Below are 14,552 nucleotides of genomic sequence, written 5' to 3'. Positions count from 1 at the left end.
CGGCCTACTCGGCCACGCCCTCGGAGCAGCGTTCACTGTGTTCGGTGGCCGATACTGGGACGATGGTGCGTATCAAGTCAGTGAACTTGCATGTCGAGGACCTGCACCGAGCGGCTGGATTCTGGACGGCTGCGCTCGGCTACGAGTTGCGCAGCGGCGAGGTCGGTGACGAATCACCGGCTCTGATCGCGAAGGATGGTGCCGCTCCGGCGATCGTGCTGGATACCGACGACCGGACTCACCTGGACCTGTCAGTCGCCGATCGGGCGGAGCAGCAGGCCGAGGTCGAGCGGCTCGTCTCCCTGGGCGCTCGCCGTGTTGCGTGGGACTATGCCGATGGCGCCGACCACGTGGTGCTCCTCGACCCAGAGGGCAACCTGTTCTGCGTGGTGGTCGACGGGGGTTGATGAGCTTCATGGACGAACCAGTCTGCTGATCAGGACCGGGTGCGGCTGGCCACCACGTCGGCCGCACCTTGATCGACCTGAGCGGTACTTACCGCATAGCGCGACCGCGTTGCGGCAGATCCATGCACCCGATCCTGGCGGCCCGAAGACACACGGAAGAGTGCGACCATCGCATCGCCGTCCGGGATCAAGGTCCAGAATCGGGGCATGGAGTTCTTCTGCTACCACCGGGACCGGCGCGGTTCTTCGGCACTGCGCAATGAGCTGCTGCAGGAGCACTGGTCCTACATGGATCGGTACGCGGCGGGGATGATTGCCCGCGGCCCGACCTTCGCCGACCATGGCCAGACACCCACCGGCAGTGTGCACATCGTCGACCTGCCCGATGCCGCTGCGGCGCGCACGTTCGCCTTCGACGAGCCCAACTACCAGGCTGGTGCGTACCGGGACGTACAGCTCCGCCGCTGGCGCAACCTACTCGGTCGTACCATGTGGGACTTTCCTGGAGGCCGAGACGGTGGCAACCGCTACCTGGTGCTCGGCCTCGGCGCGGAACAAGCCACCGAACTCGCCATCCCACCCAATAGCGACGAGCTAATCGCGTATGGGCCGCTGCTGTCCGACGATGGGACCATCTGGATCGGTACGGCGGTGTTGCTGCGAGCGTCAGACCCGAACCAGGCGCGGGCCGTCCTGGCACCGAACCGGTACGCCGAGACCGAGGTGCACACCTGGGCGTTCGGCGGACGGCCGTCATGAGTGAGTTACACGACAACCGGCAGCATTTCGATCCAGCAGGACCGGACCTTCGGCGCGAGGATCGCCTGCGCCGCTTCACCAGCTTCGGGATCGGCGCGTCACCACCAAGCCCACACACCTGACCACCACATGGCACACAACCTGCGCTGCCAGTTGCCCAAGAGCGGGCATAGACGGTGTCCATGCTTGCTGTGTTCGTCGGACACGACGCATAGCGTCTGTCAATTCCCTTGCCCTGTACGAATGCCTGTCCTACGGTTGGCGCCGTGACGGCGGATCTGTTCGATGCGACGGCGATGTACGACGAGGACTACCTGCATTTCTTCGCCGAGTCGGGGGCCGACGCGTCGAAGCATCGCCCCGTCGTGGGTACGGCGCACCCCGGTTGGTCGGCCGCCGCCGACCTCGTCTGGCGGCTGCTGGATCTGGAACCCGGCATGACGGTGCTAGATCTGGCCTGTGGCCACGGCGCGCTGGCAAACGCCTTGGCCGCGCGAGGTTGCCAAGTCACCGGCCTGGACTCGTCGGCGGTGTTCCTGGAGCGCGCTCGCGCCGACGCGGCGGCCATGGCCGTCGACGTCGAATACGTCTTCGGCGACATGCGAGATCTGCCGTGGTCAAGCCGGTTCGATCGAGTGGCCAACTGGACAACTGCGTTCGGATACTTCGACGATCCCACCAACCGAGCTGTACTCGCCGAGATCGCCCGGGTCCTGCGGTCCGGTGGGCGGTTGGCCATGGACCTCGACAATCTGGCGAAGTTCCTCACGTCGTACAACCCGTCGAGGATCACCGCGACCCGCGACAACGGCGACATGCTCGTGGACCGTCACCACCTTGATCCCCTAACCGGGCGCTTCGAAGTGGAACGCACGGTGGTCCGCGACGGCCGCGCCCGCAGGCTCACTTTCGTCAAACGGTTGTTCGCCTTTCCTGAACTGCGGGACTGGTGTACTGCGGCGGGATTCACCGACGTGACCGGCTACGGCGAGGACGGCCAGCCGCTCAGTATTGATCACAATCGCATGGTCGTGATCGCGGATCTGCCGTAGCCCTCGCCGGTGGCCGTGCGCTCAGCGAGGTCCAGCAGCGTCGTACCCAAAGTCCGCGCGTACGGACGGGTCATGCCGCTGCGACGCGTCCGCCGAACTGCTTCATCCATTGCAGCAGGTCGTCGAATGCCCGCACCCCGCCCGATCGGCCGGCAGCGAGATGCTGACCGCGGGCTCGGTGGAACCGCGCGGTAAGGGCCTCCACGACGTCTGCTGGTGTCACGTCTTCGTATGCGTCGCACATCAGCCGTGCCTTGCGGGCCTGCTCGGCCACTGCGACATCTGCCTCGGTCAGGTCCGCGAAGCACCAGACCGCGTGCGCGAAGTCGTCCAGACGCCGTCCGGGGCCCACATCCGCGTCGAAGTCAATGAGCGCGATCGCCTCCTCACCACGGAAAACGGTGTTGTACGGTCCAAGGTCGCCGTGACAGACCACCTCCTGACCTGCGCATAGCGGTGAGCCGGTTGTCGCGTCGTGGAAACCTCTGATGAGCGTCGTGGCGCTGAGGATCCGAGCGTCGGACAGCCGGTAGGGCGCGGCATGTGGCACCTCACCGTCGACGAACGTCAGGATCTGCCGTCCACGGTGGTCATAGCCGAGCGGGCGGGGAGCACCGGCGAAGCCGACCTCAGCCAGATGCAGCAGGAGCGCGTCGACGTACAGCGAGCGGTGATGCGCTGGCCGCCGCGTCGTGTGTCCAACGCGTACAAGCCCTTCGGTCTGAGCCCCACCCGCCAGCGGCCACTCGTCCTGTTCATCCACGCGACCACCTTCACCCAACGGGGCGATCTCGAGCAACATCCGCATGGCGGTCAGTGTGGCCGGACCATCCTCCATGGTCGACAGGCGAACCCCATGCGATCTCGGCGCGGGCCCCGGGCGTACTCCACAGCGCGCCGGCGGGCGCGGCTCCCCCGGTCAGGTCTCGACTGCGCATCGACATCCTGACCGGGCGTTGTGTGACGTTCCCGGGGCGTGCCATGGTCGCTCGATGACACGGGTGTGCTTTTGCTGATGGTCCTTTTGCTGACCGCCTGTACTTCTTCATCTCCCTCGGCCACGGCTCCGACCAGGCCCTCCTTCACCCCGCAGGCCGGCGACCACGAGTTGACGCTGTCCTCGGGCGGGAGTGAGCGCAGGTACCGAGTGCACGCGCCGGCCGGGTACGACGGGAGCAAGCCCGTTCCGGTCGTGATCGGCCTGCACTTCTACCCCGGCGACGGGCAAGGCATGCAGGAGATGATCGGGTTGGACGCGCACGCCGACAAGGCCGGTTTCCTCACCGTTTACCCCGACGGGGTGAACGGCGCATTCAACGCGCTCGTGTGCTGTGGCCAGCAGGACGACGTGGCGTTCGTCAAGGCACTGGTCGACGAGCTGAAGAGCGTTTGGAAGGCCGATCCGGACCGGATCTACCTGACCGGCATTTCCAACGGCGGCGACATGAGCCTCAAGCTGGCGGTAGAACTGCCCGACACGTTCGCGGCGATCGCGCCCGTCAGCGGCGGCTTCATCGGTACGAAGGCGTCGGAGGCCAGCTACGCGCCGAAGAGCCCGGTATCGGTGCTGACGTTCATCGGCGGGCAGGACCGGTACGCCAGCCAGTTCGACAGCGGCATCCAAGCGTGGCAGCAGCGGGCGGGCTGCACGCCATCCGCCCCGGCCGCGGTCCCCGGCCCGGCCATGGCCACGCGGACCGTGGCGCCGTGCGAGGACGGCAGCGAAGTGGTCGTCTATCGCCTGCCGAAGATGGGGCACAGCTGGCCGGGCGCCCAACAGGGCCAGCTCGCCGACGCGGATGCCGGCGTTGCCGCCACGGATCTGATCTGGGAGTTCTTCGCCGCCCACCCAAGGCTCCGGGGGTGACTGCGGGCGGGACCGGTTCCGTGGTGCGTGGGAACCGTGGGCGGGAAGCAAGACTCGGATCAGGCGTGAGACGCATCATGGCAGCGGCCGCGGTCCTGCTCCTGGCAGCCTGCGACGCCGGGAAACCCGCGACACAGACCACCGCGCCCGCTCCGGCGGTGGCCAGCTCCCTCCCCACCTGTGCGGCCGACGTGCCGGCCCGGGTACTGCCGGAGTGGGCGCGGGCCGGGTTCAGCGAGGCCACGCCGCGCATGCCGCACGTCCTCGGCGACCGCGGCGACATCGCGGCGATCATCTTCGGCTATCCGCTGCACCAGCCCCCGCTGCCGGACCGGAGCAACAAGATCCTGTGGGTTTCCCGCGCGCCGCTGGAGTCCGGCAGCCCGCTGGAGATCCAGGCCCGGTTGGACGGTACCGGCGAGCCGGTCAGCCGCAAGGTCACCGGCGGTCCGGGTCCGTCGATCATCGACCTGCCCGAGGCCGGCTGCTGGCACCTGACCCTCTCCTGGTCCGGCCACACCGACATGATGCGTCTCACCTACACGTCGTAGGTCGGGAATCGGATACATGGTGATGCATGCGCGGGTGGTGTCAGCGACTCTTCTGTGTGTGGGAGTGCGTTGCATGATCGTGGTGGCGGCCGCCGGGTACGGCAAGTCCACCGCGCTGCGTGACAGACTGTCCGGTGCGACGGCCCCGTGGCTCGCACCTACAGACGTTTCCGCGCTGGCCCAGGGCGGGCTCGAAGAGCTGGCTCGGCAGCAGGGCTCAGGCTGGCTGGTCCTGGAGGACCTGCCACCGATGCCGGCCGACCTCGCGGGCGCGTTGCTGACCGCCGTGGCCACCCTGCCCGAGACGGTGAGCGTCGCACTGACGTCGCGCTGGCCGGTGACGGCACCGACGGCGCGCTGGCGCGCGCGTGGAGACCTCACCACGCTGGGCCCGCGGGATCTCGCCCTCTCCGAGGAGCAGGTCAGGCAGATGTTGGCCAAGGAGTATGAGATCGATGATCCCGCACTCTCCGCCCGGGTGTTCCAGGCCACGGCGGGCTGGCCGGTGCTGGTACGCCTGGCTGGCGAGTCGCTCGACCGTCCCACCGCGCACAACGGGGCGCTGACGGACGTCATCGCCGCGCCGGATACGCCGCTCGGGGCGTACATCGTCGAGGAGGTGCTGAGCCCGCTTCCGCCGGAGGTGACGCGACTGGTGGGTGACGCCGTTGGCTTCGCGCCCGTTACGGCGGGGCTGTGCGAGCAACTCGGTCATCCGGCCGCGGAACGGATGCTGACCCTCTTGGCGCAGATCGGTGTGCTCCAGCCGGACCGCTCCGGGATCGTCCCGGTGGTGGGCGTCGTGGCGGGCGGAAATGCCACGCCCCGCCGCGAATCCGCTCGTGTCGCGGCGATCTGGTACCAGCGGCACGGGCCGCCACTGGCCGCCGCACGAGCGTTCAACCTCGCGGGCGACGACGAGGCGTGCGCGAGGGAGCTGGTGACGCGTGGACGCGACATTCTGGCCTCGGGTGAGGCGCCTGCCGCGGCAGAGCTGATCCGGTCGTTCCCGCACGGTGAGCGCGATCCGGCCCTGCGGCTGCTCCTGGGCGAGTCACTGTTCCACTCCGGAGATCTCACCGGTGCGGTCGCCGTCTACCAGACGCTGGCCGACGAGGCCGATTCCCGGGGCGAACTGTTGGATCCGGCTCTGGCCTGGCGGCTCGGCCAGGCGCATCATCTGCGCGGCGAGTCGCGGAAGGCGCTGGCCGTGTTGACGCGCGACACCGACGACGGGCCGGGAGCCGGGAGCGCGGCGGGTGACGAAGCGCTCCGGTCGGCCTGGACCGCGAACGCGTACATCGCACTCGGTGAGGTGGAGAACGGCCTGACGCACGCCAAGCGGGCCAGAGCGCTGGCGGCCGACGCCGCTGATGCCAGAGCGCTCGCGACCGCTCATGTGGCGAGCGCCCTCTGCTGCCTCCGTGCTGGTGATCCGGCCGGCTGCGACGAACACTTCGCCCAGGCACTCCACTGTGCACAGCAGGTGGGCGACACCGGCCAGGTCGCCCGCGTCCTGCTCAACCAGACACACACCTTGCTGGCCCAGGCGCGCTATCCCGCCGCGCTGGACACCGCTCGGCGGGCTGTCCGCACGGCCGAAGCCGCCGGGCATGCCGGCGCGCTCGTCGGCGCACAGCACAACGAGGCCGAGGCGCTGGCCCGGCTCGGCCGGCACGACGAGAGCATCGAGCGTTACGAGCACCTGGTCTCGTGGTACCGGCGAATGGGCTCCCGACGGGTCGCGCTGGCCCTGGTCGGCCTGGCTGAGGTGCACCGCGTGCGCGGCGCCCGCCAGCAGGCTCTCGCCTGCTACGAAGAGGCCCAGCGGACCGCTCAGGCGGAAGGCGATTGGCAAGCACTGATCCCGGCACTGGCCGGCATCGCCCGGGTCCTGGCCGGTGACGATCCGGCCGCCGCGGCCGAGTACGCCGAGCAGGCGGTGCGGCAGGCACCGCCAGCCGTGACGATTCAGGCGCTCCTGGCCAAGGGCTGGGTGGCGGTCGCGCGCGGGGATCTGGCGGGCGCCATGGCCTGCGCGCAAACGGCGGCGCAGACCGCGCGGTCCCGCCGGGAACGTGCCCTCCTCGCCGAGACGCTGGAGCTTCAGGCGGCCAGCGACCCATCCGACGCGGCTCGCCGTCGCGCGGCGCTTACCGAGGCGTACGAGATCTGGCGCGCCGGCCACGCGACCTGTGACGCCGATCGGGTACTGCTGGCCATGGGCCAGCTGCCTGACGCCGGCACCGTCGACCGTCTCCATGCGACACTCGCCGCCGAACGCCTGAGTCGCTGCCGCGTCGGTGCGTCGCTGCCGCTGCCCGCATCGGCGCAGGCCGTACTGGTTCGTGCGCTGGGACGCTTCGAGGTCTACCTCGACGGGCAGGCCATTCCCAGCTCGGCATGGCAGTCGCGTAAGGCCCGCGACCTGCTCCGTATCCTGGTGGCCCGGTACGGGCGGCCGGTGCCCAGGGCCGAGCTTGCCGAACTGCTCTGGCCGGACGACGACCCGGACCGCACCGGACATCGCCTCTCGGTCCTGCTCTCCATCGTCCGCACGGTGTTGAATCCGCGCCGTGCTCCAGCGCCCGCCGACCAGATCATCGTGGCCGATCAGGGTTGTGTGGCGCTCGACCGCCGGCAGCTCCGGGTCGACGTCTACGACTTCCTCGACGACGTGGCCCACGCCATGCGCCTGCGTGAGCAGGGCGCGGCAGCCGAAGCCCATGCGATCCTCACCGCCGCGGTTCGTTCCTACGGGGGCGATCCGTTCGAGGACGATCCGTACGCGGAGTGGTGCGGACCGCTGCGCGAGGAATCGCGTGCCGCGTACCTGCGTGCCGTGCGGGCACTGGCCCGGTGGAGCCGTGACGCCGGCGACGCCGAGCAGGCCATCTGCCACCTGCTACGCCTGCTCGATCTGGACCAGTACGACGAGCGGGCACACCGGGAACTGGTGGAGACGCTGGTGGCGGAGGGCCGGCACGGCGAGGCGAGGCGCGCCTACCACCGCTATGCCGCCAGCATGCGCGACATAGCGGTGCCCGGGCCGGACCCCGCGATCCTGCTTCCCTGACCACCGGGGCCGGATCTGCTCCTCCGGCTCAGGAGGAGCAGATCGCGTAGGACGTGACGGTCCAGTCCGCCGCCGTCCGTGCGTGCTCGTGGGCGGCTGCCTGACCCGCGGTCAACGAGAGGTTCGACGGCGCCATCGTCGCCAGCATCACGTCACCCAGTCCCCCAGATATCTCCGCACCGACGCCGTGCACATTGGCATCGCCCGGACAGGCTTCGGTGGTCACCGCCTTTGACGCGGCCGTGCCCGGCGCCGACCGCGCGGTCAGCAGTCGCATGTGCGCGGCGGGGTTCGCGCAGACGGCGTACGCGATCAGATTCCAGTCACCGGTGAACCCGCCATGTGCGTCGGCTCTCACCATGACCTTCGACAGCGCCTCGTCCGGCCGCACCGCGCTCGGGAAGACCTGCCCGTTCGTACCCAGTAGCTTGTACCCGGTGCCGTACAGTCGCTTGCCGGCCGGGCAGAACGCGGTCGCGGACTTCGCGGTGGTCGTCCCGTCGCCGTTGGCCCACGTGATAACGACATCCTCGTCGTCCGGGCCGCAGATGGCGTACGCCGTCACCGACCAGTTACCCGAGTACGCCGTTGCCTCGTGGGCCAGGACCGTAACGGTGGTCCGCTGCACCATCACTTCGGACAACACGATGTGACCGGCCCCGCCCGCGATGTTCCCGCCTCCACTCAGGACGACTTGGCCCCCGGTGCAGCTCGCCGTGTCGAACTTGGGCGAGACGGAGTTGTACGTGCTCGTCGTCGAGTTGCCGACCGGGACCGGAACCGCCCGCGCCGGCGCCGCCGGACCGAACAGCACGCTGCTCAGGGCCACGCCCAGGGCCACCGCCGCGGTGCCGAGTATTCTCTGTACCCGCATTGCTTCTCCTCCTCGAACCCCGCGCTGTCGGGCGCGGCCGTGACGTCCAGGTTCGGCGGCCACGTCACGGTTTCCTCAGGGTTCGCTCATGGTTTCCGCGCCGGACGGCCGGTCCGGGTCCACCTGGGACCAGGACCGGCCTACCCCCACGCGTCAAGAGGAGCAGATCGCGTAGGACGTGACGGCCCAGTTCGCCCCGACCGGCGCGTACTCGTCGGCTTCCGCCTCACCCGCGATCAGGGCACCGGTCGATGGCGCCATCGTCTCCAGCAGCACGTCGCCGAGCCCGCCGGAGATCGCCGCGCCGACGCCGTGCACATTGGTCGCACCCGGGCAGGCAGGCGTGACGATACCCTTCGGCGCGGCCGCGTTCGCCGGCGACGAGGCCGTCACGAGCTGCATGAACCCTGCCGGTGCCGCGCAGATGCCGTACGCGGTCAGGCTCCAGGCACCGGCGAAACCACCGTGGGCGACTGCTCCCACCGTGACGTTTGTCAGCGCCGCGTTCGGCTGCACGAGGCTCGGGAACACCTGCCCGTTCGCCCCCTGTAGCTCGTATCCGGTGCCGTACAGGCGCATGCCGGCCGGGCAGGCCGCGGTCACGGTCTTCGGGCTGGCCGCGTTGGCGGCGGTGCTGTTCGCGATGACGACGTTGCCGGTGGGCGGGCCGCAGATCGCGTACGCCGTCACCGACCAGTTGGCCGCGAACGCCGCCACCTCGATGCCCCAGACGGTCACGGTGCCCAAGGTCGGGATCACGTCGGACATCACCACGTTGCCCGCGCCGCCGTTGACCGTCCCGCCCGCCCCGTAGACGGCCAGACCGGCGGGGCAGGCCACGACGGCGAACTTGGGCGAAGCGGCGTTGACCGCGCTGGTCGCCGAGACGCCCACCGGGGCCGGAATCGCCTGAGCCGGCGTCGCCGGACCGATGAGCACACTGACCAGGCCCACGCCCAAGGCCAGCACCGCTCCGACGAGCCCTCGGCGGCGGCTTCCTGTCTGTACCCGCATTGGTTTGTCCCCTCCCTCAACACCCGCCGCTGTCCAGCGGCGGTGACGAGGTCCAGGTTCGGAGACCACATCACGGTTGCCTCAGGGGCCGCTCACAGGAAGCGCACGGAAGGCTCGTCCGAGCGGTGCGGGGCTGCCCACCGAGCCGTCATCACCGCCTGCGGCCGCAAGAGCATCGAAGCCGCCGCACCCCACCCTGGACAGCGCGACGCCGTGAAAGCGGACCGAGGACGAGCAAGCGGCTATCCGGTGTGCGGCACCCGCGTAGCCGGGATGACGCCGAGCCGGCCGGCCTGATAGTCCTCGAACGCCTGGGCTAGCTCGTCGCGTGTGTTCATGACGAACGGTCCATAGTGGGCGACCGGTTCACGGATCGGCAGGCCACCCATGACGTACAGCTCCAGCTTCGGGGTGTGCGAGTCCTGGCGCGGATTCGCGGCGACGCGGAGCGCGTCGCCGCCGCCGAACACGGCCAGCTGACCGAGCCCGATGGGCCTGCGGTCGGCACCAACCGTGCCGGCGCCGGCCAGGGCGTACACCAGCGCGTTGTAGCCGGGATGCCAGGGCAGGTCGACCTGAGCGCCGGGCTCGACGCTGATGTGCGCCAAGGTGATCGGTGTGTGCGTGACACCGGGACCGGCGTGCCCGGCGATGTCACCGGCGATGACGCGGATCAGCGCGCCACCGTCCGGTGTGGTCACCAGCGCGGCTTGGTTGCCACGGATGTCCTGGTACCGCGGCGGCGTCATCTTCTTGGCCCGCGGCAGGTTGACCCACAGCTGGGTGCCGTGGATCACGCCGCCGCTGACCACCAGGCTCTCCGGCGGCGTCTCGATGTGCAGGATGCCGGCGCCGGCGGTCATCCACTGGGTGTCGCCGTTGGTGATCCGCCCACCGCCGCCGTTGGAGTCCTGATGGTCCACGATCCCGTCGATGACGTACGTGACGGTCTCGAAACCGCGGTGCGGATGCCACGGGGTGCCCATCGGCTCACCGGGGCCGAGGTCGACCTCGCCGATGTGATCGAAGTGAACGAACGGATCCAGTTCGGACAGTGCCACGCCCGCGAAGCCGCGACGCACAGGGAAGCCCTCACCCTCGTAGCCACGGGTCGCGGTGACCAGCCGGCGCACCGGCCGGTACCGCGTCGCCGCGGGGTCCAGTATGGGCAGGCGGGGCAGGACGAGGACGTTGTCGACGGCGATGGCTGGCATGGTGGGTCTCCCCTGTCAGCCGAAGGAGTACGGGCCGAAGCGGCCCCACGTCACGACGCCGGCCAGCACGATCAGCACGAGGTTCATCACGATCGCCTGGTTTTCCCTGCGGCGGGCATGGGTGAGCGCCGCGCCAACCATGAGCGCCACCAGGCCGAGGGCGGCCAGCGGCACCAGGATGGGGACGATGTCCAGCGCGGCGGGCAGGATCAACCCGATCGCGGCCAGCACCTCCAAGGCGCCGATCATCTTGATGATGCCCGGGGAGAAGTCCTCGGTCCACGCCATCTTCGGCGAGGCGGCCAGCTTCTCCTTCGACTGGGCCAGCTTCGCGCCGCCGGCGCCCAGAAAGAGCACGGCCAGGAGCGCCGCCACAATCCACAAAACGATGTTCATGAGGGTCACCAATCGGCGTCAGGCGGCGAAGGAGTCCTTGTGCGCGTTCACCCACTGCTGGAACGTTTGCAGTTGGGGGTTCAGCTCACGGACAGCGTCCAGGTCGCGGACGGCGTTGAACTGCGGCACCTGCGCGTAGAACTGGAACATGTTGCCCATCTCCACCGCACCGGGGAACGGCTGTGCCCGGAGCGCGTCGAACGGCACCGGCGCGTAGACCACGTCTTCGCCCAGGCCCGCGCCGAGCTGATCGGCCATCTGCGTACCGGTCAGGTGCTCACCGGCGATCGACACGGTCTGCCCCACCAGACCAGCGCCGCGCTTGAAGATGCCGTACGCGGTCCGGCCGATGTCCTCCGACGCGATGCCGGCAAGCGGACTGTCGCCCATAGCCAGGGCCAGCACGAGCCGTCCGTCCTCGCCGCGCCGGGGTGCGAGGGGGCCCAGCAGGTTCTCCCAGTAGAACGTGGTCCGCAGGAACGTGGTCGGCACCCCGGCGTCGGTGAAGACCTGGTCGGCCTCCGCCTTGGCGTCGAAGTGCGGCACCTTGTAGCTACCCAGCAACGTCGGCATCCGCTCGTCGTGCAGCGGGATGTGCTCGCGGGTGTCGTCCAGCGTCGACCAGACCACATGGGACAGGCCGGCGGTCTTGGCCGCTCGAGCCATGGTCGCCACGTCCTGCTTCTCCTTCTCCGGAGACATGTGCTCCCAGAAATTGGTCACCAGGAACGCCCCGTACGCCCCGTCGAACGCCTTCGTCGCGCTCCACTGGTCGCTGATATCCGCCTCGACCACCTCGGCACCCTCAGCGGCCAGCTGGCGCGCCGCGTCAGAGCCGGCGTTACGAGTCAGCGCACGTACCGCGAACTCACCACCGACATCGGCCAGGATCGCCCTGGCCAACCCGCCGCCCTGGGCACCGGTCGCACCAACCACCGCGATCACTTTCTTCTCGGCCATGGTTCTGTCTCCCCTCGACTGCATGTCGCGTCATCTGACGCGTCATGTACTTTACGCACGAGATGCATGACGTGTCAAGTGATGCGTCATCCAGCTGGCGAGCCGAGTACCAGGTCGTAGGAGTCGGTGACCAGGTCCTCGACCAGGGCGGCGGTGACGCCCCGGCCGGCGCCCACGGAGATCCAGTGCGTCTTGTCGAGGTAGCGACCAGCGGTGATCGACGGATACTCATCCCGCAGTCGCCGCCCGTGTTCCGGCTCCACCTTGACCGTGATGATCCGCTCGCGGGGATCATCCGTCACGATCAGGAAGACCTTCCCGGCGACCTTGTAGACATCCAGCTTCTCGGTGAAAGGGCGCCCGCTGCCGGAGCCGGGCAGCGCATCGGCCGCGCGGCGGGCCGCCTGCTGGAGCCGTATCCCAGTGAGGGTCATCGCGGGGCCTGGTTGCGCCTGGCGACCGCCGCCGGGGCCAACGGCTGTTGCGCTGTTGGGAGCTTGGCGACCACCAGCATGTAGGAGTCGGTCACCAACTCCTCGACGAGTCCGCGGTCGAGGGAGTCGCCGCCTTGAAGGGTGATCCAGTGTCTTTTGTTCATGTGGTAGCCGGGAGTGATCTCGGCGTGCTGCTTACGCAGAGCCGCGGCCTCGTCGGGGGCGGCCTTGAGGATCACCATCGGCTCCCCGGTCACGTCGGTGATCAGCATGAAGACCTTGCCGCGCACCTTGTGCACGTCCCACTCGGGGCCGAAGGGATGCTCCAGTACGGTGCCGGGCAGGCCCTCGGCGCACTCGGCGGCCATCTGCTGCAGTTTCTTGCCATTCATGATGTTCGGCTCCTTGCATGAAGGGGACGAGGTGACGCTCACGGCGGGATTGAGGTACTCGATGTGCGGATTCGAGTAGATCGACTCGATGTGAGCTAGGAGGCCACATCTGCCCGGCGCGTGTGCGTACTCCCGGCGCTGTGCCGCACAGGCGGCCCGCCTGTGCGGCCCCGCCAGCTAGTCTTCCCTGGGATCAGGCATATCCGGCGGCAGGCAACGGACACTTCATGGTCAGCAGCAGACAGGCCGGCAGGACCAAGACATCCACCTTCTCCGCGGGGCGCCCACCCCTCCTCGACGAACACCGCGCCCTGGGACGGCGCCCCCTCGACCTCCACCATGCCCTGCGGCGCAGCCTGCTGGAGGCGGGTCCAGACCGTTGACGGCCCGCCCAGAGAGCCGTAGCTCAACAACACCGACAGGACCAAGATCCACAATCTTGAGCCGCACGCCCCCTGACCGGTCGACTGCTGGCCCGCTGATCTAGTGTCAGGCCAGTTCATCAGCGGGCCTTGGCATGCCAAAGCAGAGGGCGGGATACCCTGCCCGCGATGACTCGAACCGCGTGACCGGAGGAGTCGATGCTGGGATGACGGCGGGGCGACCGATGCCCACACAGGACGACGTGCTCGGATACTTCAACACGCTGTCGAACTGGGGACGGTGGGGCGACGACGACGAGCTCGGGACCCTGAACCACATCACCGACGACGTCCGGCTGGCGGCGGCGCGGGCCGTGCGCCACGGCAGGAGCGTGTCGTGCGCGTGGGAGGTTGCCGTACCGGAAGACATGGAGCGGTCGACGACGACGTGCCCGTGCGCCGCCGACATGCCGGGTGCCGAGAACATGCCGGTGCCCGGCTTCCACGCCGACCGGCGCTGGGGCTTTTCGTCCGAGCGGCTCGGCATCACGTTCCACGGCAACACCCTCACCCACGTCGACTCGCCGTGCCACATCTTCTGGGACGGCACGATGTACAACGGGCGGTCGCACTCGTTGGTCGACGCCGAAACGGGATCGGCGTGGGCGGCCGTCACGGCGGCGGCGAACGGGATCATCACGCGTGGTGTATTGCTGGACATTGCGAGGGTCCGCGATGTGCCGTGGTTGGAACCGGGGCAGGGTGTGTTTCCCGACGATCTCGAGAAGGCCGAGCGTCGCCAGGGTGTGCGGGTGCGATCCGGCGACGCGGTACTCCTGCGGACCGGCTATGGCCGGGTCCGGCACGAGGCCGGTGAGGCCAGCGGTTTCACGCAGGCCGGCTGGCACGCGTCCTGCCTGCCGTGGCTGCATGAACGGGAGGTCGCGCTGATCGGCGCTGACACCCCCCAGGACGTTCAGCCGTCGGGGTACGAAGACGTGTTGATGCCGGTTCACGCCGTGAGTCTCGTCGCGATGGGTCTGTGGATGCTCGACAACTGCGACCTGGAGATGTGCGCGACGACGGCTGCCGAGCTCGACCAGTGGGACTTCCACCTCGCAGTCGCGCCAGTCCGCTTCGCCGGTACGTCCGGCAGCCCGGTCAACCCGATCGCCACGTTCTGACCGCGGTTCA

15 protein-coding genes are annotated in these 14,552 nt (G+C 69.0%); 7 read left to right on the top strand and 8 right to left on the bottom strand.

Annotated elements, in window-relative coordinates:
- The first annotated feature begins 80 nt into the window (after window positions 1–80).
- From V6V89_RS06865 to V6V89_RS06855, 3 genes are all read left to right on the top strand, one after another.
- Window positions 81–407, top strand: coding sequence for a VOC family protein (locus V6V89_RS06865; RefSeq protein WP_334618121.1), 327 nt, complete (start codon window positions 81–83; stop codon window positions 405–407).
- Window positions 408–614: 207 nt separating this feature from the next.
- Entirely contained in the window at window positions 615–1,166 is a 552-nt protein-coding gene (locus V6V89_RS06860) for a YciI family protein (protein ID WP_334618120.1), read from the top strand.
- 266 nt (window positions 1,167–1,432) lie between these two features.
- Window positions 1,433–2,218 carry a class I SAM-dependent methyltransferase gene (locus V6V89_RS06855; RefSeq protein ID WP_334618119.1) on the top strand — a complete coding sequence of 262 codons (786 nt, stop codon included), beginning with the start codon at window positions 1,433–1,435 and terminating at the stop codon, window positions 2,216–2,218.
- Window positions 2,219–2,288: 70 nt separating this feature from the next.
- Here the strand turns inward: V6V89_RS06855 and V6V89_RS06850 are convergent, their stop codons facing one another.
- Window positions 2,289–2,981, bottom strand: a complete 693-nt coding sequence (locus V6V89_RS06850; RefSeq protein WP_334618118.1) for a phosphotransferase — start codon at window positions 2,979–2,981, stop codon at window positions 2,289–2,291.
- A gap of 252 nt (window positions 2,982–3,233) precedes the next feature.
- Between V6V89_RS06850 and V6V89_RS06845 the strand changes: the two genes are divergently transcribed.
- The 3 genes from V6V89_RS06845 (at window position 3,234) to V6V89_RS06835 (ending at window position 7,712) form a co-directional block, all read left to right on the top strand.
- The gene (locus V6V89_RS06845) at window positions 3,234–4,085 is read left to right on the top strand and encodes an extracellular catalytic domain type 1 short-chain-length polyhydroxyalkanoate depolymerase (RefSeq protein ID WP_334618117.1); all 852 of its coding nucleotides are present in this window, start codon (window positions 3,234–3,236) and stop codon (window positions 4,083–4,085) included.
- Window positions 4,086–4,150: 65 nt separating this feature from the next.
- Window positions 4,151–4,636, top strand: coding sequence for a hypothetical protein (locus V6V89_RS06840; protein ID WP_334618115.1), 486 nt, complete (start codon window positions 4,151–4,153; stop codon window positions 4,634–4,636).
- A 73-nt stretch (window positions 4,637–4,709) separates the two neighbouring features.
- On the top strand, window positions 4,710–7,712 hold the full coding sequence (locus tag V6V89_RS06835) for a BTAD domain-containing putative transcriptional regulator (RefSeq protein ID WP_334618114.1): 3,003 nt from the start codon (window positions 4,710–4,712) through the stop codon (window positions 7,710–7,712).
- 28 nt (window positions 7,713–7,740) lie between these two features.
- Here V6V89_RS06835 and V6V89_RS06830 read toward each other — a convergent pair whose 3' ends face one another.
- The 7 genes from V6V89_RS06830 to V6V89_RS06800 form a co-directional block, all read right to left on the bottom strand.
- Entirely contained in the window at window positions 7,741–8,586 is an 846-nt protein-coding gene (locus V6V89_RS06830; RefSeq protein ID WP_334618113.1) for a hypothetical protein, read from the bottom strand.
- Between the two features lie 153 nt (window positions 8,587–8,739).
- Entirely contained in the window at window positions 8,740–9,600 is an 861-nt protein-coding gene (locus V6V89_RS06825) for a hypothetical protein (protein WP_334618112.1), read from the bottom strand.
- Between the two features lie 242 nt (window positions 9,601–9,842).
- Window positions 9,843–10,814 (bottom strand): pirin family protein, encoded by a 972-nt coding sequence (locus V6V89_RS06820; RefSeq protein ID WP_334618111.1) that lies wholly within the window; start codon window positions 10,812–10,814, stop codon window positions 9,843–9,845.
- Window positions 10,815–10,829: 15 nt separating this feature from the next.
- Window positions 10,830–11,210, bottom strand: a complete 381-nt coding sequence (locus V6V89_RS06815; RefSeq protein ID WP_334618110.1) for a DoxX family protein — start codon at window positions 11,208–11,210, stop codon at window positions 10,830–10,832.
- 18 nt (window positions 11,211–11,228) lie between these two features.
- Entirely contained in the window at window positions 11,229–12,170 is a 942-nt protein-coding gene (locus V6V89_RS06810) for an NmrA/HSCARG family protein (RefSeq protein ID WP_334618109.1), read from the bottom strand.
- An 86-nt stretch (window positions 12,171–12,256) separates the two neighbouring features.
- Entirely contained in the window at window positions 12,257–12,604 is a 348-nt protein-coding gene (locus V6V89_RS06805; RefSeq protein WP_334618108.1) for an MmcQ/YjbR family DNA-binding protein, read from the bottom strand.
- Window positions 12,601–12,996, bottom strand: a complete 396-nt coding sequence (locus V6V89_RS06800) for an MmcQ/YjbR family DNA-binding protein (RefSeq protein ID WP_334618107.1) — start codon at window positions 12,994–12,996, stop codon at window positions 12,601–12,603. Before V6V89_RS06800 ends, V6V89_RS06805 begins: the two co-directional genes overlap by 4 nt.
- 607 nt (window positions 12,997–13,603) lie before the next feature.
- Between V6V89_RS06800 and V6V89_RS06795 the strand changes: the two genes are divergently transcribed.
- Entirely contained in the window at window positions 13,604–14,542 is a 939-nt protein-coding gene (locus V6V89_RS06795; protein WP_334618106.1) for a cyclase family protein, read from the top strand.
- The last annotated feature ends 10 nt before the right edge of the window (window positions 14,543–14,552 follow it).

The organism is Micromonospora sp. CPCC 206061, assembly GCF_036906915.1.
Lineage (GTDB): Bacteria > Actinomycetota > Actinomycetes > Mycobacteriales > Micromonosporaceae > Phytohabitans.
Note: the sequence above shows the minus strand (reverse complement) of the source record. Positions and strands in the feature narration are given on the sequence as shown.